Source organism: Streptomyces sp. NPDC036822, from assembly GCF_055609145.1.
Genome location: NZ_JBVJPY010000007.1, coordinates 289,048 through 307,457, shown reverse-complemented (window position 1 = coordinate 307,457; position 18,410 = coordinate 289,048). Strand labels below are relative to the sequence as shown.

The window sequence follows — 18,410 nt, the reverse complement described above, 5'->3', positions numbered from 1 at the left end:
CGGCTCCGCGGGGCTCTACAGGACCGCCTTGTAGCTGTTGACGTGGGTGGTCCGGTAACCGAGCGACGCGTAGAGGCGAAGGGCCGGGGTGTTGCCGGAGAAGACGTGGAGGCCGACCAGGCTCTGGCCCGCGTCGAGCGCGACCCGTTCGGCGAGCAGCATGAGCGCCCGGCCGTAGCCGCGGCCGCGCGCACCGTCGGCCACCTCGATGTCGTAGACGTACGCCCCGTTCCGGCCGGGGCTCAGCTCGCGCCGTCCGGTCCAGATCTGTCCGACGGTCTCCCCGTCGCGCACCGCCACGTGGATCTCGGTGCCGGGGCTGGCCAGGCCACGGGGCAGGAGCTCACGGTGGCTGGCCTCGGCCTTGGCCCGCGCCTGGTCCTCCGGCACGCCCCGGTCCATCCAGCTCCGCGCGAACTCCTCCTTGGCCTTCACGGCCCAGGAGACGTACTCCGCCTCCGTCATGCGGCGGATCCCGACGTCCGGCGGGAGGACGGGCGGCTCCCGGGGCAGCTCCTTGTCCATGTTGCGGCTGCGTTCGACGTAGCCCAGGGCCGTGGCCATCCGCAGCGCCGCCTCGGCGGCGGCGGGGACGGAGATCTGGACCTCGCGGCAGCCCCAGCCGCGCAGCACCTCCTCCGCGGCGAGCGCGGCGACCGTGCCCCGGCCGCGGCGGCGGTCCCGCTCGTCGATCCGCAGGTCCTCGATCACCCCGCACGCGGCGCCGAAGCCGGGCGCGGTGGAGAGATGGAGCGAGCCGACGCGACGGCTGTTCACGCACACGTCGAAGGGGCGCGAACGGCCGCCGCCGGAGGTCTGCTGAAGCGGCCCGGCCGGCCGCAGGGTGGTGGTCATCAGAGGTGTTCTACCCACCCACCGGGCCGCCGTCATCCGGATTTACCCGGCGGGTGTCACGCCAGGCGGGGATCCCGGTCGGCGGACGCCCGCTCGTCGAAGATCCGCATCGCCTTGGCCGTCACCGGTCCGGGCGCTCCGGGACACGTGCGGCCGTCGACCCGGTGGACCGCCTGGATGTCACGCAGGGTCGACGTCAGGAAGATCTCCTCGGCACTGTCCAGGACGTCGAACGGCAGGTCCGTCTCCCTGGCGCCGGTCCACTCCACCGCGAGGGCCCGGGTGATGCCGGCCAGGCAGCCGGAGGAGACGGGCGGGGTGTGGATGTGGCCGTCGAGCACCACGAAGACGTTGGAGCCGGTGCCCTCGCAGAGCTGTCCGACGGTGTTGGCGAACAGCGCCTCGGACGCGCCCTGTTCGTGCGCCCGGGCGAGGGCGACGACGTTCTCGGCGTAGGAGGTGGTCTTCAGGCCGGTGAGCGCGCCGCGTTCGTTCCGCGTCCAGGGGACGGTGACCACGGCGGTGGAGTCGGCGCGGCGCTTCGTCTCGCCGAGCGCCACCACGAGCCCGGCGCCCGCGTCACCGCGCTCGGAGCCGAGCGGCGAGATCCCGCCGGTGTACGTGATGCGAAGCCGGCCGAGCTCCATCGGGTTGGCCTCCAGGACGGCGGCGCAGGCGCGGCGGACCTCGTCGAGGTCGGGGTCGGGCAGGCCGAGGCCGCGTGCCGAGCGGGTGAGGCGTTCGAGGTGTTCGGTGAGGGCGAAGGTCCCGCCGCGCTCGGCCTTGACCGTTTCGAAGACGCCGTCGCCGACGGTCAGCCCGTGGTCCAGGACGGACACCCGGGCTTGGTCCGCGTCGTACAGCCCGCCGTTGACCCACAGTTTCATCGAGAGATGGCCTTTCCGCTCGCCTCGTACGTACCCGACGCTACCGCCAGCAGGCGGGACGCCTTCAATTCCGTCTCCGCCCATTCGCGCTCGGGGTCGGAGCCCCAGGTGATGCCCGCCCCCGTGCCGAAGCGGAGCAGGCCCTCGGCGCGGTCGATCCAGAAGGTCCGTATCCCCACGGCGAGCTCGGCGGTGCGGCGGTCGGCGTCGACCCAGCCGATACCGCCGCAGTAGGGGCCCCGGGGGGAGGTCTCCAGGGCCTCGATGATCCGCAGCGCGCTGGACTTGGGGGCCCCGGTGACGGAGCCGGGCGGGAACGTGGCGTCGAGCAGCTCGCGCCAGCCGGCCTTCACGTCGAGTTCGCCGCGGACCGTGGAGACGAGGTGGACCAGGCCGGGATGGGGCTCGACCACGCAGAGTTCGGGGACGGTGACGGATCCGGTGGCGCAGACGCGGCCGAGGTCGTTCCGCACGAGGTCCACGATCATCACGTTCTCGGCGTGGTCCTTCTCCAGGAGGTCCTCCGCGGTCCGGCCGGTGCCCTTGATGGGACCCGACTCGACGGTGCCGCCGTCACGGCGCAGGTAGAGCTCGGGGGACGCGGTGGCGATCTCGACGCCGTGGGCGGGCAGGCGAATCGTTCCGGCGTACGGAGCCGGGTTACCGCGCGCGAGGAGCGCCGTGAGGGCGTCGACGTCGGCGGCGTCCGGCTCGGGCAGGGGCGCGGACAGAACCCGGCAGAGGTTCGCCTGGTAGACCTCGCCACGTGCGATGTGCGCCCGGACCCGGCGCACACCCTCGGTATACGCGGCGCGGTCGAGCGAGGACGTCCAGTCACCGGCGGCGGGGCCGCGCCAGGCTCCCGGCACCGGGGCGGGGACGGGCTCCGTCCGTACGTCGCCGAAGCGGGCGCAGGTCAGACGGCCCTCGAAGTCCGCGGAGACGGCCCAGAAGCCGGCGGAGTCCAGGGCCTCGGGGTCACTGGTGACATCCCGCAGGTCGGTCGCGACGAGGCCGCCGAAGCGGGCCAGAGGAACAAGGTCGTGCACGGGTGCGAGTCTAGGCGGGCGGCGGAGCGATGACGGGGCCCACCGAGGGGGTAGGGGCGGAGGTGGCACGCGGGGGCTGCGAGCCACCCGGGGAACACGCGGAGTGAACGTCGGGCGAACGCTCCTGGGCGCCCGGGCCGGGCCGCGGACAAGCGGGCAGCTCAGCACGCTGCGGAAACGCGTTTTTGTGCTGGCCCGGGAATCCGCTAGAGTTCAACACGTCGCCGGGACGCGCAAGCGCACCGGAAACGACAAGCGGACGTGGCTCAGTTGGTAGAGCATCACCTTGCCAAGGTGAGGGTCGCGAGTTCGAATCTCGTCGTCCGCTCGATGTGGGGGATCTTCCCGACCCCCCGTATTCACTCCTGGTGGAGTGGCCGAGAGGCGAGGCAACGGCCTGCAAAGCCGTCTACACGGGTTCAAATCCCGTCTCCACCTCCAAGGACGATTAGCTCAGCGGGAGAGCGCTTCCCTGACACGGAAGAGGTCACTGGTTCAATCCCAGTATCGTCCACTGATCCGCAAGGATCACGGTCCGCAAGGATCCCCGCGCGATTAGCTCAGCGGGAGAGCGCTTCCCTGACACGGAAGAGGTCACTGGTTCAATCCCAGTATCGCGCACGCAGCACAACACCTGGTTCCGGATGGTTCGGGACCGTCCCGCGCGATTAGCTCAGCGGGAGAGCGCTTCCCTGACACGGAAGAGGTCACTGGTTCAATCCCAGTATCGCGCACCACACGAAGCCCCCGGCCGCCTCTCGGCGCCGGGGGCTTCCGCGTTCCGCTCCTCCGCCGTCAGGAGGAGAAGAGCATGCGACCGAAACCGCGCTGGCGGTAGTGGCCACCGTGGTGCCCGCCGTGGTGCGGGGCGCCCCAGGCCGGGGCGGCGGGCGCGGGCTGCGCCGGGTAGGCGGGCGGGGCGGGGGCGGGCGGAGCCTGCTGGACCCACTGGGACTCGAGGCGGGTCAGGGACTCCAGCTCGCCGTAGTCCAGGAATATCCCGCGGCAGCCGCTGCACTGCTCGATCTGGACGCCATTGCGGTTGTACGTGTGCATCGCTGCGTGGCACTTGGGACACTGCATGCTCGGCTCAACTCCCTGCCGGTCGAATGGTGGCTTCACTCTAGGGGGACGCAGGCGGGGGCAACTCGGTTCGGAGTGAGCCGATTCGGACACAGGTGTCGATCATCACTTCCTCGACCTCGTCGAGGGGCCGCTCCTCGGCGGTGGACTTGGCGACGGCGAGCGCCGCGGTCTGGACGGTCAGGGCGCGGGCGGGAACGTCCAGTTGGGGCCACGGGTCCTCGGGGGCGACGGCCGGGCCACCGGCGGCGCCGTACGCGCCGAGGAAACGGGACCAGACGTCCGGGGGAAGGATGCCGGCGGCGAACCAGGCGGCGGGGCGGGCCAGGTCCCAGGCCGGATCGCCCACGCCGACGTCGTCGATGTCGATCAGCCGCCAGGGACTCCGGGGGACGCCCGGGGCGCGGACCAGCTGGCCGAGGTGGAAATCGCCGTGACAGAGGTGTCCGGCCGCGGGTCCGGGCCGCGCGGGCAGGGAGTTCCAGGCACGCAGCACCGCCTGGGTCGCCGGGTGCCGCCCCGCGGCGCGCATGCGCTCGACGGCCAGGGCCACCTTGGCGGGAGCGCGCATGGGCGGGAGGCCCGCGGGGGCGGGTGTCCGGTGCAGGAGGGCGAGGAGCCGGGCCGCGTCCTCCCAGGGGGCCGCGTCGGGGTCGGCCGGGTCGACAGGGAGGCCGTACGGCCAGGCGGTGACGAGGCGGCCGTCGACAGCGGTGCCGTCGGCGGGCGCGGGGGTCGCGAGGGGAGGGAGCAGGACCTCGCGGAGCCGGGCGTCCGCCGCGACGGCCATCCGCGCGTCATGCGGCGGCCCACCCGTGCCGGGCGCGTGCGCCTTCACGACGACCCCGCCGTGCCGGACGACGGTGCCGTCCTCCCGGTCGGCGAGAACGCCCTCGTGACAGGCGCAGACGGCCGGGGTGGCGGAGGCCGGGGGGCCGGGGTGGGCGGTGGCGCGTGCGAGGGTGCGCAGCAGGGCGAGGTCGTGGGCGTGCACCCCGGGAGCGTACGCCGCGGCCGACCGGCCCGGCGGGGTGAGCCCCGTCCGCCTCCCGCCCGCGAAGACCGGGCCGGGAAAGCGCGAGGGCCGGTCAGCTCCCCAGCTGACCGGCCACACGCTGCCGTCCGCCGCACCCCCGTCCCCACGGGGTTGTTGGCCGGATGTCCCCGACCCGGGCCGCTCTCCCGGGTCCGAGGCGCTGTTCAGCGCCCCAGCATCACGCCCACGGACGACGCCTGTGTGACCACCGCGTCCCAGCCGCCGAAGACGACCACGAGCAGGGTCGCGAGAGGGAGGACCATGGCGGTCGCCACCAGGGGGTGGCGACGGCCCGAAGGGCGGGTGTTCATCCGCGGTGCCGTGTACGCCATGGGTCCTCTCCTGTCGTGTCTGACAGCGGCGGGTGTCTGACCTCGGGGGACGAGTGCTGCACCCGCCGCTTGACCACAACATTAGGGACCGGGCACCGCCGGAACGTCATGCCCGCGTACCGACTTCCGGGCCTCCCGGAGGATGACCCACCCCCTCACCGCGTACTCCCCTGGGTGGAGACGCCTCCTCAGGACTGAGGGTCTTCCCTGAGGGGCACCGGCTGCTCGACCAGGGCGAGGACCCGGCTCGCCATGAAGCGGGCCGTCCGGACGACCACGCCGGTGCGGGTGACTTCGCTCACTTCCACCACCCCTCGGCGGACCGCCGTCTCCACCCTCCGGCCCGCCCGGCTTGCCACCACTTCGTACGTCCGTGTCGTGTCCCCCGCATCCACGACTATCTCCACGCGATCACCCTTCATCGAGCCAATCCCCCTTCTGTGACCGGACATTGGGAAATCCCATGGCTTCGTCCGCGGCCGTGGGCCGCGTCCTGACCACCCCTCAAGTGTCCCCCTCAGCACTGACAATCGATCCGTCCGGGAGGGCGCGGCCTATGAGCACACCGGGGCGCCAATACGTAAGCTGTGCCACGTCGAACGGACGAGGGGACGGACATGGCGATGATGCGGCTCCGGCGCGAGGATCCGCGGATCGTCGGGTCGTTCCGGCTCCACCGCAGGCTGGGCGCCGGCGGTATGGGGGTCGTCTATCTCGGCTCCGACCGGCGGGGACAGCGCGTCGCGCTCAAGGTGATCCGGCCGGACCTCGCCGAGGACCAGGAGTTCCGCTCGCGCTTCGCGCGCGAGGTGTCCGCCGCACGGCGGATCCGCGGGGGCTGTACGGCCCGCCTCGTCGCCGCCGACCTGGAGGCCGACCGCCCCTGGTTCGCCACCCAGTACGTCCCGGGCCCCTCCCTGCACGACCGTGTCGCCGAGGAAGGCCCCCTGCCGGCCGCCGACGTGGCCGCGATCGGGGCCGCGCTCTCGGAGGGCCTCGTCGCCGTCCACGAGGCCGGGGTCGTCCACCGGGACCTCAAGCCGTCGAACATCCTGCTGTCTCCCAAGGGCCCCCGGATCATCGACTTCGGCATCGCCTGGGCCACCGGCGCCAGCACCCTCACCCACGTGGGCACGGCCGTCGGCTCCCCCGGATTCCTCGCGCCCGAGCAGGTGCGGGGCGCGGCCGTCACCCCGGCCACGGACGTGTTCTCGCTCGGCGCCACCCTCGCGTACGCGGCGATGGCGGACTCCCCCTTCGGGCACGGCAGTTCGGAGGTCATGCTCTACCGCGTGGTGCACGAGGAGCCGCAGCTCCACGGCGTACCGGACGCCCTCGCCCCGCTCGTACGGGCGTGTCTGGCGAAGGATCCGGAGGAGCGTCCCAGCACCCTCCAGCTGTCCATGCGGCTGAAGGAGATCGCCGCGCGCGAGGCGCAGGGTCTGCCCGCCTCGCGCCCGCCGGCGCAGCGGGAGCGCACGGAGCAGTCCACGGGCACGGGCAGCCGGCCCACGGAGCGGTACACCGAGCGCGGGACCCAGGGCGGGCAGGCTCAGGGCCCGGCGTCGCGGCCGTCCGGTCCGCGCACGGGCGGCAGGCAGGCACCGCCGTCGCGGCCGAACAGCCGCTCGACGGCGTCCCGGCCCGGTGCGCGGTCCACGTCCACGGGCCGCAGGCCCGCCAACCCCCGGCTGCTGCGGCAGCGGCTCTTCGTCTTCGTGGTGGTGACGCTGGTGGTCGCCCTGGGTATCGCCGCCGCGCAGGCCCTGCAGGGCTGAGACTCCCGGCGGGGGCCAGGGGCGTCCTGTCGAGCCGGCCGCAGCGACCCCGGCGGAATCGGCAAGCCACCCCTGGCTGGTGCGACCCGGGTCAGTCCTGGGGGCGGCCGCTCGCGACCGCGTAGAAGGCGACCGCGGCGGCCGCGCCCACGTTGAGCGAGTCGACCCCGAGGGCCATCGGGATGCGCACCCATTCGTCGGCGGCGCGCAGAGCCTGCGCGGACAGGCCGTCGCCTTCGGCGCCGAGCATCAGCGCCGCCCGCTCCAGCTTGTGCGGGGCGGCCGCGTCGATCGGGGACGCCTTCTCGTCGGGGGTGAGCGCGAGCAGCTTGAAGCCCGCCTCGCGGACGGCCTCCAGGCCCCGGGGCCACGTCTCCAGGCGGGCGTACGGGACGGAGAAGACCGCGCCCATGGAGACCTTCACCGAGCGGCGGTACAGCGGGTCCGCGCAGTCCGGGGAGAGCAGCACCGCGTCCATGCCGAGCGCTGCGGCGCTGCGGAAGATGGCGCCGATGTTGGTGTGGTCGTTGACCGACTCCATGACGGCGACCCGGCGGGCCGTGCGCAGGAGTTCCTCGGCCGTCGGCAGCGGCTTGCGCTGCATGGAGGCGAGGGCGCCGCGGTGCACGTGGTAGCCCGTGACCCGCTCGGCGAGGTCCGGCTGTACGGCGTACACGGGCGCCGGGACCTCGTCGATGACGTCGCGCATGGCGTCGACCCACTTGGCGGAGAGCAGCATCGACCGCATCTCGTAACCGGCCTGCCTGGCCCGGCGGATGACCTTCTCGCCCTCGGCGATGAAGAGCCCCTCGGCCGGCTCGCGTCTGCGCCGCAGCTCGACGTCGGTCAGGCCGGTGTAGTCGCGCAGGCGCGGGTCGTCGGGGTCGTCGATGGTGATGAGTTCGGCCACGAGGTGATACTGCCTTGTCCGGGGTGCGGTGCCAACGTGTGCGGCGGGGGCGTGCGGAGGGGCGCGGCGGCGGCCCGCCGCGCCCGGTCACCGCACGAGCTTGTCCGGGCCCTCGCCGACGACCTCGCCGATGACGATGACCGCGGGCGGCCGGACCTCCTGGGCCCTGACCGTCTCCGCGACCGTGGCGAGCGTCGCGTCGACCCGGCGCTGGGCGGCCGTCGTGCCCTCCTGGACCAGGGCGAGCGGGGTCCCGGGGTCCTTGCCGTGGGCGACGAGCGCCTCGGCGATCTTCCCGATCTTGTCCACGCCCATGAGGATCACCAGCGTGCCGGTGAGCTTGGCCAGTGAGGCCCAGTCGACCAGGGAGCGCGGGTCGTCGGGGGCGACGTGCCCGCTGACGACGGTGAACTCGTGCGCGACACCGCGGTGGGTGACCGGGATGCCGGCCGCGCCGGGGACGGAGATCGAGCTGGAGATGCCGGGGACGACCGTGCACGCGATGCCCTCGGCGGCGAGCGCCTGGGCCTCCTCCATGCCGCGGCCGAAGACGAACGGGTCGCCGCCCTTGAGGCGCACGACCGACTTCCCGGCCTTGGCGTGCTCGATGAGGGCGTTGTTGATCGCCTCCTGGGCCATGAAGCGCCCGTAGGGGATCTTCGCCGCGTCGATCACCTCGACGTGCGGCGGCAGTTCGTCGAGCAGGTCGCGGGGGCCGAGGCGGTCGGCGATCACCACGTCGGCCTCGGCGAGCAGCCGCCGGCCGCGGACCGTGATCAGGTCCGGATCGCCGGGGCCGCCGCCGACGAGGGCGACGAAGGGGGTACGGGAGCGGTGCTGCGGGGCGGCCAGGGAGCCGTCCCGCAGGCCCTCGACGATCGCGTCGCGCACGGCGGCGGAGCGCCGGGGGTCGTGGCCCGTGAGCACGGCGACGGTCACGCCCTCGCTGCGGCCGGTGGCCGGGGTCCAGGCGGTGGCGGCCTCGGCGTCGTCGGAGCGCACGCACCAGGTCTTGGTCCGCTCGGCCTCGGCGGACGCGGCGGCGTTGGCGGCCGGGTCGCTGGTGGCGACGAGCGCGTACCAGGCGTCGGCGATGTCGCCGTCCTCGTAACGGCGCCGGACCCAGGTGATCTCGCCGGCCTCGGCCATGGCCTCGACGGACGGGGTCGCGGACGGGGAGACCAGGGTGACGTGGGCGCCGGCGGCGATCAGGGCGGGGAGCCTGCGCTGGGCTACCTGTCCGCCGCCGAAGACGACGACGCGGCGGCCGGAGAGGCGCAGTCCGACGGGGTAGGCGGGGTGCTCGGCGTGCTCGGCCATGGGCGTGCGGCTCCTCGGGAGGGGCGGGGCGTGTGCGGGGCCGCTGCGGCGGTGAAGCGGCGGGGGGAGCGGGCGGGTGCGCCGGCTGCGACGGGGAAGCGGCTGGTGGCGCGGGGTGTGTTCGACCTGGGCACACGATATCGGTCACCGGGGATGCGCGGCCTGTGACCCTTGTCCCTCCCCGGTGCGGGGCCCTCGTTCCGCCGGGGGGGAACGAGGGCCCGCACGCGCGGCCGGCGCGACCGGCCGGCGGTGGTTACTTCTCCGTCACGCCCGCCGAGTCGAAGGTCGCGACCTCGTGCATCGCCCGGGCGGCGCTCTGGACGATCGGGAGGGCCAGGAGCGCGCCCGTGCCCTCGCCGAGGCGGAGGTCGAGGTCGACCAGGGGGCGCAGACCCAGCTTGTTCAGGGCCGCCACGTGGCCCGGCTCGGCGCTGCGGTGACCGGCGATGCAGGCAGCCAGGGACTCGGGGGCGATCGCCCGGGCCACCAGCGCGGCCGCGCCCGTCGAGACGCCGTCGAGGACGACGGGCGTGCGCAGCGACGCCGCGCCCAGGATGAGGCCGACCAGCGCCGCGTGCTCCAGGCCGCCGATCGCCGACAGGACGCCGATCGGGTCCGCCGGGTCCGGCTGGTGGAGGTCGAGGGCGCGGCGGACCACGTCCACCTTCCGGGCGTGCATCTCGTCGTTGATGCCGGTGCCACGGCCGGTGACCTCGACCGGGTCGACGCCGGTGTACACGGAGATCAGCGCCGCCGACGCCGTCGTGTTGGCGATGCCCATCTCACCGGTCAGCAGCGCCTTGTTGCCGGCGGCGACCAGGTCCCGCGCGGTCTCGATGCCCACCTCGATCGCGGCGAGCACCTCCTCCCGCGTCATCGCGAGACCGGTGGTGAAGTCGCCCGTGCCCGGGCGGACCTTGCGGGGCAGCAGCCCCGGCGTGGCCGGGAGCTCGGAGGCGACGCCGACGTCGATGACGCAGACCTCGGCGCCGACCTGGTTGGCGAAGGCGTTGCAGACGGCGCCGCCGCCGAGGAAGTTCGCGACCATCTGGCCGGTCACCTCCTGGGGCCACGCCGTGACGCCCTGGGCGTGGACGCCGTGGTCGCCGGCGAAGATGGCGACGGCCGCGGGCTCGGGGATCGGCGGCGGGCACATCCGGGACAGGCCGGAGAGCTGGGCGGAGATGATCTCCAGCATGCCGAGCGCCCCGGCCGGCTTGGTCATCCGCTTCTGCCGCTCCCACGCCTCGCCGAGCGCCTTCGCGTCCAGGGGGCGGATGGTGGAGATGGTCTCCTGGAGCAGGTCGTGCGGCTCCTCGCCGGGCAGCGCGCGGCGTCCGTACGTCTCCTCGTGGACGACCCAGGACAGCGGGCGGCGCTTGGACCAGCCCGCCTGCATCAGCTCGGGCTCCTCGGGGAACTCGTCGACGTAGCCCACGCACAGGTACGCGACGACTTCGAGGTGCTCGGGCAGGCCGAGGGCGCGGACCATCTCGCGCTCGTCGAAGAAGCTGACCCAGCCGACGCCGAGGCCCTCGGCGCGGGCGGCGAGCCAGAGGTTCTCGACGGCGAGGGCGGAGGAGTACGGCGCCATCTGCGGCTGGGTGTAGCGGCCGAGGGTGTGCCGCCCGCCCCGGGTGGGGTCGGCGGTGACGACGATGTTGACCGGGGTGTCGAGGATGGCCTCGATCTTCAGTTCCTTGAACTGCTTCGCCCGGGCCTTCGGCAGCGACTGGGCGTACGCCTCGCGCTGGCGCTGGGCCAGTTCGTGCATGCTCCGGCGGGTCTCGGCGGAGCGGATGACGACGAAGTCCCAAGGCTGGGAGTGGCCGACGCTCGGGGCGGTGTGGGCGGCCTCCAGGACGCGCAGCAGCACCTCGTGCGGGATCGGGTCGGAGCGGAAGCCGTTGCGGATGTCGCGGCGCTCGCGCATGACGCGCAGGACGGCCTCGCGTTCGGCGTCGTCGTAGCCGGGGGCCGGGGTGCCGGCGGAGACGGGAGCCTCCTCGTGGCCGGCCTCGGCCTGGGGCTCCGCCTCGGACGCGGCCTCGACGTCGACGTCGGCCTCCGGCGTGGGCTGGACCTCGGGCGCGGGCGCGGCCTCGAGCGCGTCCGTCGTCTCGGCCACCGGCGCGGCCTCGGCGTCCGCTGGGGCTTCGGTCACGGGCAGGCCCTCCGGCGCGATCACGGCCTCGGCGTCGGCGCCGGGCTCCTGCTCGCCCGCGGTCACGAGGGCGGCCTCGGCGTCGGCCAGGGGTGCGTCCTCGGTTTCCACAGCGGCCTCTGCCACCGGCGCGGCCTGCGGCTGAGGATCGGCCGGCAGCTCGGGCTCGGCCGCGGGGGCGGCCGGGGCGTCGGTCTCCGCCTGCGGCTCGGCCTCGGCCGGGAGCTCCTCCGGCGCGGGCTCGGGCGCCTCCGGGGCGCTCTCCGCGACGACGGGCTCGGGCGTCGGCTCCGGGGCGGCGACGGCCTCGGCGACCTGCTCGGGCTCGGGCGCGGGCTCGACGGTCGGCTCGGGCGCGGGCTCGACGATCGGCTCGGGCTGCGCCTCGGCGGCCGCCACCGGCTCGGCCGGGAGGACGGGAACGGCCGCGGGGGCGCTTCCGTCGCGCGGCGCGGGAACGGTCGCCAGGGGCTCCTCCGCCGGCGCCTCGGCGACGTCCACGGGCTCGGACGTCCCGGCGGCCGGCTCGGCCTCCGCGACGGCGGCCGGTTCCGCCACCTCGGCGGGCTCCTCGACGGCCTCGGGGACGTGCGCGGTCTCGGGCGTCATCGCCGTCCCCGCCGGCGGCGTCGGCGCGAGGTGGGGCGTCGTCGGCACCGTGCCCTCGACCGGGACGAACTGGCCGACCGTTTCTGCGGCCGCGACGGGAGGCGTCTGCGGCCCGACGGACTGCGGGGGCTGCGGGTCCCACGGCACGGCGCCCTGCGGCGGGATGTCGCCGATCTGGGGGCCGACCTGCGCGGCGGGCCGCTCCTGCGCGTCCTGGGGGATGTCGAGGTACTCGAGACCGGTGGTCTGCGGGCCGTCCGCGCGGACCGGCATCGGGCCGGGCGCCGTCGCGGCCACCGCGGCCGGGGCGGGCTCGGGTGCCGGGGCGGGCGCGGCGGCCGGGGAGCCGGCGGGACCGCGGTCGGCCAGCGAGCGCACGACTCCCCCGGTGTTGTCCGGGACCGGCGGGCCCATGTGCAGCGGGCGGCGGGCGGGCGGCGGGGTCGGAGCGGCGGCCGGCTGCGGCATGCGGACGCCGCCGAGGTCGACGGAGCCGGAATCGCGCCCGGCGGCCTCGTGGGCGCCGGTGTCCAGGATTCCGGGCTCGTAGCCGTGTTCCGTGGTGCCCTGCGCGACCGGCACGCCGTGGGCCGGGGTCCCGAACCCTTCGGCGGAGACGGTGAGGCCGTGCGCGGGGGTGGTGGGGCCCTGGGTGGCGTACGGAGCGCCGTGGGCGTCGGCCGCCTGGCCTTCCGCGAGGGGGACGCCGTGCGCGGGGGTGGCGATCCCGTGCGCCGGTGCGCCCTGGCCGGCGAAGTGCCCGGACGTCTCGTCGGTCGGGACGCCGTGCGCCGGGGTGGACGGGTGGTTCTGCCCCTGCTGTGCGGGCGGGACCTGACCCATGGGCGACTGGGCCGCGAGCGCGTCGGCGAGCGGCCCGGCCAGCGGGTCGGTGAGCGGGTCCACCATCGGCGGCTGCCCCGACGTCTGGGCCGGGGCGGGCGGCGGCACGGCGACCGGCGGCGCCGCCACGGCGCCCGGCGGGTGCTCGCTCCAGGCGCCCTGCGCGCCGGGCATCAGCAGGAGGTCGTCTTCTTCGGCTGCGCTCTCGGAGGGGTCCAGGAAGGTGTACGCGGCCGGGGCGGGGATGCCCGGCTGCTCGACCGTGCCTGCGTTCTCCGGCAGCCCCTCGCCCGGGACCTGGCCGGTGTCCGTCATGCGTACCCCTCGCCCATCGCTTGTGCTCCTTCAACCTGCGCCCGTCGACAACAACGAGCGTGCGCGTCGCGCGGCACGAATGACGCGCGGACACCCAAGCATTGTCGCGGCCTTCGGCCATCGTGGCAGGCAGATCCGCCACGGTGCGCTGTGGACTGCGCCACGTCGCGCGTCCCCCTGTTGCGTCGCCCCACGTGAGCGGCTCAAAGCCGCCGCTCTTTCCGGACATGGGCGAACAAAGCACCGAACGTCCTGGGGCGGTACAACGATCGGCCAGCCTACCTGGCCCTGCGCGGGCACTCGATCACGGGGCGCGATCGATCCTGCGGCCGGAGAGCAGGAACACGACCGAGCGTTCGCGTTCCGTCCAGTCGCCCGGGTCCAGGTCGACGCTCTGGAGCAGGGCGCACTCGAGGGTGTACCCGCCGTCGGAGAGGGCCGCGCCGAGGGCCTCGGCCTCGTCGCGGGTGGAGGCGTGGGTGACGATCCGTTCCGGCCTGCGGTCGGTGCAGGCCGTCACGACGGCCACCCCACCGCCGCCGATGCGTACGACATCGGGTTCGGGAAGTCGTTCCAGTACGTGCGGGGCGCGGCCCGCGACGACGTGGAGCTGGACGCCGGAGCGCCGGGCGGCGGCGTCGGCGCGGGCACAGGCTGCCGGGTCGGCGTCCACCGCGATGACGGCGGCCCCGAAGCGGGCGGCCTCGACGGAGAGCGCCCCGTCGCCGCAGCCGATGTCCCAGACGAGGTCGCCGACGCGGGGGCCGAGGCGGGCGAGCTGGGCGGCGCGCAGGGGCGGGGTCGCTCCGTTGCCGGCCCGGCGCGCGATCCCGGCGTCGCTTCCGCTTCCCTTGCCGGTACCGGTTCCGCTTCGGGTTCCGTTCGCGCCGCCGGGGCCGTACTCCTCGCCGTCGTCCTCGGCGGGCAGGGCCCAGCCGCGGACGGCCGGGGTCTCGTGGCCCATGAGCCAGCCGCTTCCCTGACCGGTGGTGGATCCGCCGATGACGATGACGACGTTGGGGTCCCGCCAGGCGTGGTCGGCGGCCTTGTCGGAGGTCAGGACGGTGACCTGTTCCCGGTCGGTGCCGAGCGCCTCGCAGATGACGAAGGTGCGGTGGACGCCGTCGAGGAGGAGGGCGAGTTCGGCGGGGCCGGCTCCGGGCGAGGTGAGGACGGCGACCTTGGGGTGGGACCGGCAGACGTTGACCGCGCGGCGCAGGGTGCGCTGGTGGGCGACGACGATCCGGGCGTCGTCCCAGGGCATGCCGGCCCGGGCGAAGGCGGCGGCGACCGAGGAGACCGCCGGGACGACCTCGACCTCCAGGCCGTGCTCGGGGGCGCGCAGGGTACGGACGACGCCGAAGAAGCCGGGGTCTCCGTCGGCGAGGACGACGGCGCTGCCGCGGTGGCCGGCGATGCGGCGGGCGGCGAGGTCGACGCTGCCGAGTCGGATGCGTTCGGCGCCCATGGGGACCTCGGGCAGGGCGAGGTGGTGGGCCGCGCCGGCCACGAGGGTGGCGGCCGAGAGCGCGGACCGGGCCGCTGCGGTGAGGGGCGAGCCGTCCCAGCCGATCACCGTGACCCGGTCGGCCATCGTCGTGTCTCTCCTGAGGTGTGTCGTCGCCGGTCGGCGGAGGTGTCGGGGAAGGTGTCGAGCGTACCCGGCGTCGTCCGCCGGCTCAGCTCCAGTCGGCGTACGAGGAGTATCCGGCCTCGGCCATCTGGTCGGCGACGCCTTCGAGGTCCTCGGGCAGGAGGCCCCACACGATGAAGTCGGTGCGCAGGTCGGTCCAGCCGCCGTCCTCGGTGCGGGTGCGGGCTATGCACGCGTTGCGCAGGACGCCCTCGCTGATGCAGCCGATCTTCTGCGCGACCTGCTGGGAGGCGGTGTTGTCCGCCGCCGTGCGCAGTTCGAGGCGCTCGAACCGCTGGTCGCCGAAGAGCCACTGGGCGGTGGCGAGCGCGGCTTCGGAGGCGTAGCCCTCGCCGCGGGCCCAGGGCGCGATGATGTAGGAGAGCTCGGTGGAGCGGACGTGCCAGTTGGTCCTGCCCAGTTGGATCACGCCGACCAGGCGCTGGGTGAGGAACTCGGTGACGGCCAGGTCGATGCCCCGGCCGGCGGCGCGCTCGGTGGGCGCGTACTCGTTGATCCAGGTGAGGGCGGCCGCTTCGGTGAACGGCTGGGGCACCGCGGTCCAGGCGGCCACCAGTTCGTCGTTCATCATCTCGGCCAGGGCGGGGGCGTCGGCCTCCTCGAGTGCGCGCAGCACCAACCGGTCCGTGCTGATGGAGATGTCCGGAAAGGTGGTAGTCATGCGCAGCTCCATGCCGAGGACCGTCCGAATCGACCGTGAACGCACAGCATGCAGCATGCAGCCGTCGGTGCGCATGGCCGGGTCCGCTGTGGGCGAGGGGCGACGAAGGCCCCGCGCATCGGACGGGATGCGGGGGCCTTCGTCACAAGGATCGTACGGCGGGCCTTACTTGGCGACGGCTCCGAAGGCCGGGACGACCGCACCGTTCTTGTAGGTGTCCTCGATGTACTTCTTCACCTCGGGCGAGTTGAGGAGCTTGACGAGCTTCTGCACGCGGGCGTCCTTCTCGTTGCCCTCCTTGACGGCGAGGAAGTTGGCGTAGGGGTTGCCCTCCGCCTTCTCCAGGGCCAGGGAGTCGGTGGCCGGGTTGAGCTTGGCCTCGATGGCGTAGTTGCCGTTGACCACCGCGGCGTCCACGTCGTTCAGGGCGCGGGGCACGGTGGCGGCCTCCAGCTCCTTGAACTCCAGGCCCTTCTTGTCGGTGATGTCGGAGAGCTTGGCGTTGGACCCGACGCCGTCCTTGAGGGTGATCAGACCGTTGTCGGCGAGGAGCTTGAGCGCCCGGCCGCCGTTGGTGGTGTCGTTGGGGACGGCGATGGTCTGGCCGGCCTTGATGTCCTTGAGGTTCTCGACCTTCTTGGAGTAGAGGCCGAGGGGCTCCAGGTGGACGTTGACCACCGGGACGATGTGGGTCTTGTTCTTCAGGTTGAAGTCGTCGAGGTACGGCTTGTGCTGGAAGAAGTTGGCGTCGACCTGGCCGGACTCGGTGGCGGTGTTCGGCAGCACGTAGTCCGTGAACTCCTTCACCTCCAGCTTCAGGCCCTCCTTCGCGGCGAGGTTGTCCTTGACGAACTCGAGGATGTCGGCGTGCGGCGTCGGGGACGCGGCGACGACGAGCGGCTTGTCGGCGGACGCGGCCGGGTCCTTGGAGGAGGACGGGTCGGAGGCCGTGCCGCAGGCGGTGAGGCCCAGGGCGAGCGCGGCGGTGGCGGCGATACCGGCGGTGAGCTTGATGTTCTTACGCACGAAGAGTGCCTCTTTCAGGTGGTGCGGTGGACGCCTGGACAACAAGTCCGGGCTTTTCTTCGAAAGGACGAAGTCTGGGTGTCTACGCGGTGCGTCCCCGGCGGGCGAGGAGCCGGACGGCGAGGTCGCCGATGACCTGGACGACGGTGACGATCGCGATCAGGACGACGACGGTGACCAGCATGAACTGGGTGTCGAAGCGCTGGTATCCGTAGGTGATGGCCTTGGAGCCGAGCCCTTCGCCGCCGACCGCGCCGGCCATCGCGGAGTAGCCGACGAGCACGATGACGGTGGTGGTGACACCGGAGACGAGCGAGGGCAGGGACTGCGGCAGCAGCACCTTGCGGATGATCGTCGGGACCGAGCCGCCCATGGACTGGACGGCTTCCACGAGGCCGTGGTCCACCTCGCGCAGGGCGGTCTCGACGAGGCGCGCGAAGAAGGGGATGGCGCCGATGGCGAGCGGCACGATCATCGCGGTGGGCCCGATGAAGGTGCCGACGACGAACGTGGTGAAGGGGATCAGGGCGATCAGCAGGATGATGAACGGCAGCGAGCGGCCGATGTTCACGATCACGCCGACGACCTTGTTGACCACCGTGTTCTGCAGCAGCCCTCCCTGGTCCGTGAGGACGAGGAGGATGCCGAGCGGCAGTCCGCCGAGGACGGTGACGACGGTGGCCCACAAAACCATGTAGAGCGTGTCGACGGTGCCCTGCTCCAGCAGGGGCTGCATCTCCGACCAGGTCACTTGGCACCTTCCTTGACCAGTACGGGCGCCGCCTCGGGCGCCGTGTCCTCGTCGACGACGTCGACCTGGAGGCCCTGCTCGCGCAGGAAGCCGACCGGGACGACGTTCTCCTCGTACCGTCCGGGCAGTTCGATCCGCATCCGGCCGATCTGCTTGCCGCCCACGGTGTCCATCGCCGCCCCGAGGATCGAGATGTCGACGTTGTACGTGCGGGAGAGCTGGGAGATCACCGGCTGGGTGGCGGCCTCGCCGTGGAAGGTGACGTCGACGACCGTGCGGTCGGGGCCGGTGGCGGCGCCGCCGACCGGGAAGAGCTCGGCCGCCAGCTGGGAGCCGGGGGTGGCGAGCAGTTCGCCCACGGTGCCGGACTCGACGATCCGGCCCTTCTGCATCAGCGCGGCGGAGTCGCAGATCGTCTTGACGACGTCCATCTCGTGCGTGATCAACAGGACGGTGAGGCCGAGCTGCCGGTTGAGGTCGCGCAGCAGCTGGAGGATAGAGCGGGTGGTCTCCGGGTCGAGGGCGCTGGTGGCCTCGTCGGAGAGCAGGACCTTGGGTTCGCCGGCCAGGGCGCGGGCGATGCCGACGCGCTGCTTCTGGCCGCCGGAGAGCTGCCCGGGGTAGGCCTTGGCCTTGTCGGCGAGGCCGACCAGGTCGAGGAGTTCCAGGGCGCGGCGCGAGCGCTCGGCGCCGGAGACTCCGAGGATCTCGAGCGGCAGCTCGATGTTCTCCTTGACCGTGCGGGAGGACAGCAGGTTGAAGTGCTGGAAGACCATGCCGATGCTGCTGCGCGCCCGGCGCAGGTCTTTGCCGGCGCGGCGGCCGCGGGCGGCCAGCGCGGTGAGGTCGACGCCGTCGACCGTCACGGTGCCGGAGGTGGGGCGCTCCAGGAGGTTGACGCAGCGGATGAGCGAGGACTTGCCGGCGCCGCTCTGGCCGATCACGCCGTACACCTCGCCCTCGCGGACGTGGAGGTCGACGCCGTCCAGAGCGGTGACCTCGCGGCCTCGCGACTCATAGACCTTGGTCAGGCCCGAAGTGGTGATCACAGGGGTTTCCGTCACTGTCGAGTGCGCGGCGCGGGGTCCGCCGGGCACGGGGCATTCGTCGTTCGGACAGTCAGGCGCAGATCGG

16 protein-coding genes and 5 tRNA genes are annotated in these 18,410 nt (G+C 73.5%); 6 read left to right on the top strand and 15 right to left on the bottom strand.

Going from position 1 to position 18,410, the window contains the following annotated elements; genetic code table 11:
• Window positions 1-15: 15 nt before the first annotated feature.
• From ACZ68P_RS19465 to ACZ68P_RS19455, 3 genes are read right to left on the bottom strand one after another with little or no spacing between them, the layout of a single operon-like run.
• Entirely contained in the window at window positions 16-855 is an 840-nt protein-coding gene (locus tag ACZ68P_RS19465) for a GNAT family N-acetyltransferase (protein WP_471007644.1), read from the bottom strand.
• 56 nt (window positions 856-911) lie between these two features.
• The gene (locus ACZ68P_RS19460; RefSeq protein ID WP_471007642.1) at window positions 912-1,742 is read right to left on the bottom strand and encodes an aminotransferase class IV; all 831 of its coding nucleotides are present in this window, start codon (window positions 1,740-1,742) and stop codon (window positions 912-914) included.
• Complete coding sequence (locus ACZ68P_RS19455; RefSeq protein ID WP_471007641.1) at window positions 1,739-2,791, bottom strand: chorismate-binding protein; 1,053 nt, start codon at window positions 2,789-2,791, stop codon at window positions 1,739-1,741. The genes ACZ68P_RS19460 and ACZ68P_RS19455 overlap by 4 nt, the downstream gene beginning before the upstream one ends.
• 255 nt (window positions 2,792-3,046) lie before the next feature.
• Here ACZ68P_RS19455 and ACZ68P_RS19450 point away from each other — a divergent pair.
• The 5 genes from ACZ68P_RS19450 (at window position 3,047) to ACZ68P_RS19430 (ending at window position 3,528) form a co-directional block, all read left to right on the top strand.
• Window positions 3,047-3,119 (top strand) — tRNA-Gly (locus tag ACZ68P_RS19450).
• Between the two features lie 39 nt (window positions 3,120-3,158).
• Window positions 3,159-3,232: transfer RNA gene (locus tag ACZ68P_RS19445), tRNA-Cys, on the top strand.
• Window position 3,233: 1 nt separating this feature from the next.
• Window positions 3,234-3,305 (top strand) — tRNA-Val (locus ACZ68P_RS19440).
• 35 nt (window positions 3,306-3,340) lie between these two features.
• Window positions 3,341-3,412: transfer RNA gene (locus ACZ68P_RS19435), tRNA-Val, on the top strand.
• Between the two features lie 41 nt (window positions 3,413-3,453).
• A tRNA-Val gene (locus ACZ68P_RS19430) sits at window positions 3,454-3,528 on the top strand.
• A 58-nt stretch (window positions 3,529-3,586) separates the two neighbouring features.
• Here ACZ68P_RS19430 and ACZ68P_RS19425 read toward each other — a convergent pair.
• From ACZ68P_RS19425 to ACZ68P_RS19410, 4 genes are all read right to left on the bottom strand, one after another.
• Window positions 3,587-3,874: a TFIIB-type zinc ribbon-containing protein gene (locus ACZ68P_RS19425; protein ID WP_356895117.1), complete on the bottom strand. Its 288-nt coding sequence runs from the start codon at window positions 3,872-3,874 to the stop codon at window positions 3,587-3,589.
• Window positions 3,875-3,914: 40 nt separating this feature from the next.
• Window positions 3,915-4,868, bottom strand: a complete 954-nt coding sequence (locus ACZ68P_RS19420) for a phosphotransferase family protein (protein WP_471007638.1) — start codon at window positions 4,866-4,868, stop codon at window positions 3,915-3,917.
• A 206-nt stretch (window positions 4,869-5,074) separates the two neighbouring features.
• Entirely contained in the window at window positions 5,075-5,242 is a 168-nt protein-coding gene (locus ACZ68P_RS19415; protein ID WP_365719474.1) for a hypothetical protein, read from the bottom strand.
• Window positions 5,243-5,430: 188 nt separating this feature from the next.
• Window positions 5,431-5,664: a hypothetical protein gene (locus tag ACZ68P_RS19410; RefSeq protein ID WP_137990476.1), complete on the bottom strand. Its 234-nt coding sequence runs from the start codon at window positions 5,662-5,664 to the stop codon at window positions 5,431-5,433.
• A gap of 195 nt (window positions 5,665-5,859) precedes the next feature.
• On the opposite strand from ACZ68P_RS19410, the gene ACZ68P_RS19405 reads away from it, so the two are divergent.
• The gene (locus tag ACZ68P_RS19405) at window positions 5,860-7,020 is read left to right on the top strand and encodes a serine/threonine-protein kinase (protein ID WP_365719476.1); all 1,161 of its coding nucleotides are present in this window, start codon (window positions 5,860-5,862) and stop codon (window positions 7,018-7,020) included.
• Between the two features lie 91 nt (window positions 7,021-7,111).
• Here the strand turns inward: ACZ68P_RS19405 and ACZ68P_RS19400 are convergent, their stop codons facing one another.
• From ACZ68P_RS19400 to ACZ68P_RS19365, 8 genes are all read right to left on the bottom strand, one after another.
• Window positions 7,112-7,930 carry a TrmH family RNA methyltransferase gene (locus ACZ68P_RS19400; protein WP_471007634.1) on the bottom strand — a complete coding sequence of 273 codons (819 nt, stop codon included), beginning with the start codon at window positions 7,928-7,930 and terminating at the stop codon, window positions 7,112-7,114.
• An 87-nt stretch (window positions 7,931-8,017) separates the two neighbouring features.
• Window positions 8,018-9,250 carry a uroporphyrinogen-III C-methyltransferase gene (gene cobA / locus ACZ68P_RS19395; RefSeq protein WP_471007631.1) on the bottom strand — a complete coding sequence of 411 codons (1,233 nt, stop codon included), beginning with the start codon at window positions 9,248-9,250 and terminating at the stop codon, window positions 8,018-8,020.
• A gap of 256 nt (window positions 9,251-9,506) precedes the next feature.
• A complete protein-coding gene (gene cobT / locus ACZ68P_RS19390; RefSeq protein ID WP_471007628.1) occupies window positions 9,507-13,184 on the bottom strand; it encodes a nicotinate-nucleotide--dimethylbenzimidazole phosphoribosyltransferase in 3,678 nt (1,225 codons plus the stop codon).
• A 304-nt stretch (window positions 13,185-13,488) separates the two neighbouring features.
• Window positions 13,489-14,778 carry a precorrin-6y C5,15-methyltransferase (decarboxylating) subunit CbiE gene (gene cbiE, locus ACZ68P_RS19385; RefSeq protein WP_471007626.1) on the bottom strand — a complete coding sequence of 430 codons (1,290 nt, stop codon included), beginning with the start codon at window positions 14,776-14,778 and terminating at the stop codon, window positions 13,489-13,491.
• A gap of 85 nt (window positions 14,779-14,863) precedes the next feature.
• Entirely contained in the window at window positions 14,864-15,499 is a 636-nt protein-coding gene (locus tag ACZ68P_RS19380) for a GNAT family N-acetyltransferase (protein ID WP_471007625.1), read from the bottom strand.
• A gap of 165 nt (window positions 15,500-15,664) precedes the next feature.
• The gene (locus ACZ68P_RS19375) at window positions 15,665-16,525 is read right to left on the bottom strand and encodes a MetQ/NlpA family ABC transporter substrate-binding protein (RefSeq protein ID WP_471007623.1); all 861 of its coding nucleotides are present in this window, start codon (window positions 16,523-16,525) and stop codon (window positions 15,665-15,667) included.
• Window positions 16,526-16,607: 82 nt separating this feature from the next.
• A complete protein-coding gene (locus ACZ68P_RS19370) occupies window positions 16,608-17,276 on the bottom strand; it encodes a methionine ABC transporter permease (protein WP_471007621.1) in 669 nt (222 codons plus the stop codon).
• Window positions 17,273-18,325, bottom strand: coding sequence for a methionine ABC transporter ATP-binding protein (locus tag ACZ68P_RS19365; protein ID WP_471007620.1), 1,053 nt, complete (start codon window positions 18,323-18,325; stop codon window positions 17,273-17,275). Before ACZ68P_RS19365 ends, ACZ68P_RS19370 begins: the two co-directional genes overlap by 4 nt.
• Between the last annotated feature and the right edge of the window lie 85 nt (window positions 18,326-18,410).

Coding starts and splice junctions, on each gene's coding strand:
- ACZ68P_RS19380 (WP_471007625.1), bottom strand. CDS start 15,499: ATGACTACCACCTTTCCGGACATCTCCATCAGCACGGACCGGTTGGTG.
- ACZ68P_RS19405 (WP_365719476.1), top strand. CDS start 5,860: ATGGCGATGATGCGGCTCCGGCGCGAGGATCCGCGGATCGTCGGGTCG.
- ACZ68P_RS19410 (WP_137990476.1), bottom strand. CDS start 5,664: ATGAAGGGTGATCGCGTGGAGATAGTCGTGGATGCGGGGGACACGACA.
- cobA (WP_471007631.1), bottom strand. CDS start 9,250: ATGGCCGAGCACGCCGAGCACCCCGCCTACCCCGTCGGACTGCGCCTC.
- ACZ68P_RS19415 (WP_365719474.1), bottom strand. CDS start 5,242: ATGGCGTACACGGCACCGCGGATGAACACCCGCCCTTCGGGCCGTCGC.
- ACZ68P_RS19460 (WP_471007642.1), bottom strand. CDS start 1,742: ATGAAACTGTGGGTCAACGGCGGGCTGTACGACGCGGACCAAGCCCGG.
- ACZ68P_RS19465 (WP_471007644.1), bottom strand. CDS start 855: ATGACCACCACCCTGCGGCCGGCCGGGCCGCTTCAGCAGACCTCCGGC.
- cobT (WP_471007628.1), bottom strand. CDS start 13,184: ATGACGGACACCGGCCAGGTCCCGGGCGAGGGGCTGCCGGAGAACGCA.
- cbiE (WP_471007626.1), bottom strand. CDS start 14,778: ATGGCCGACCGGGTCACGGTGATCGGCTGGGACGGCTCGCCCCTCACC.
- ACZ68P_RS19425 (WP_356895117.1), bottom strand. CDS start 3,874: ATGCAGTGTCCCAAGTGCCACGCAGCGATGCACACGTACAACCGCAAT.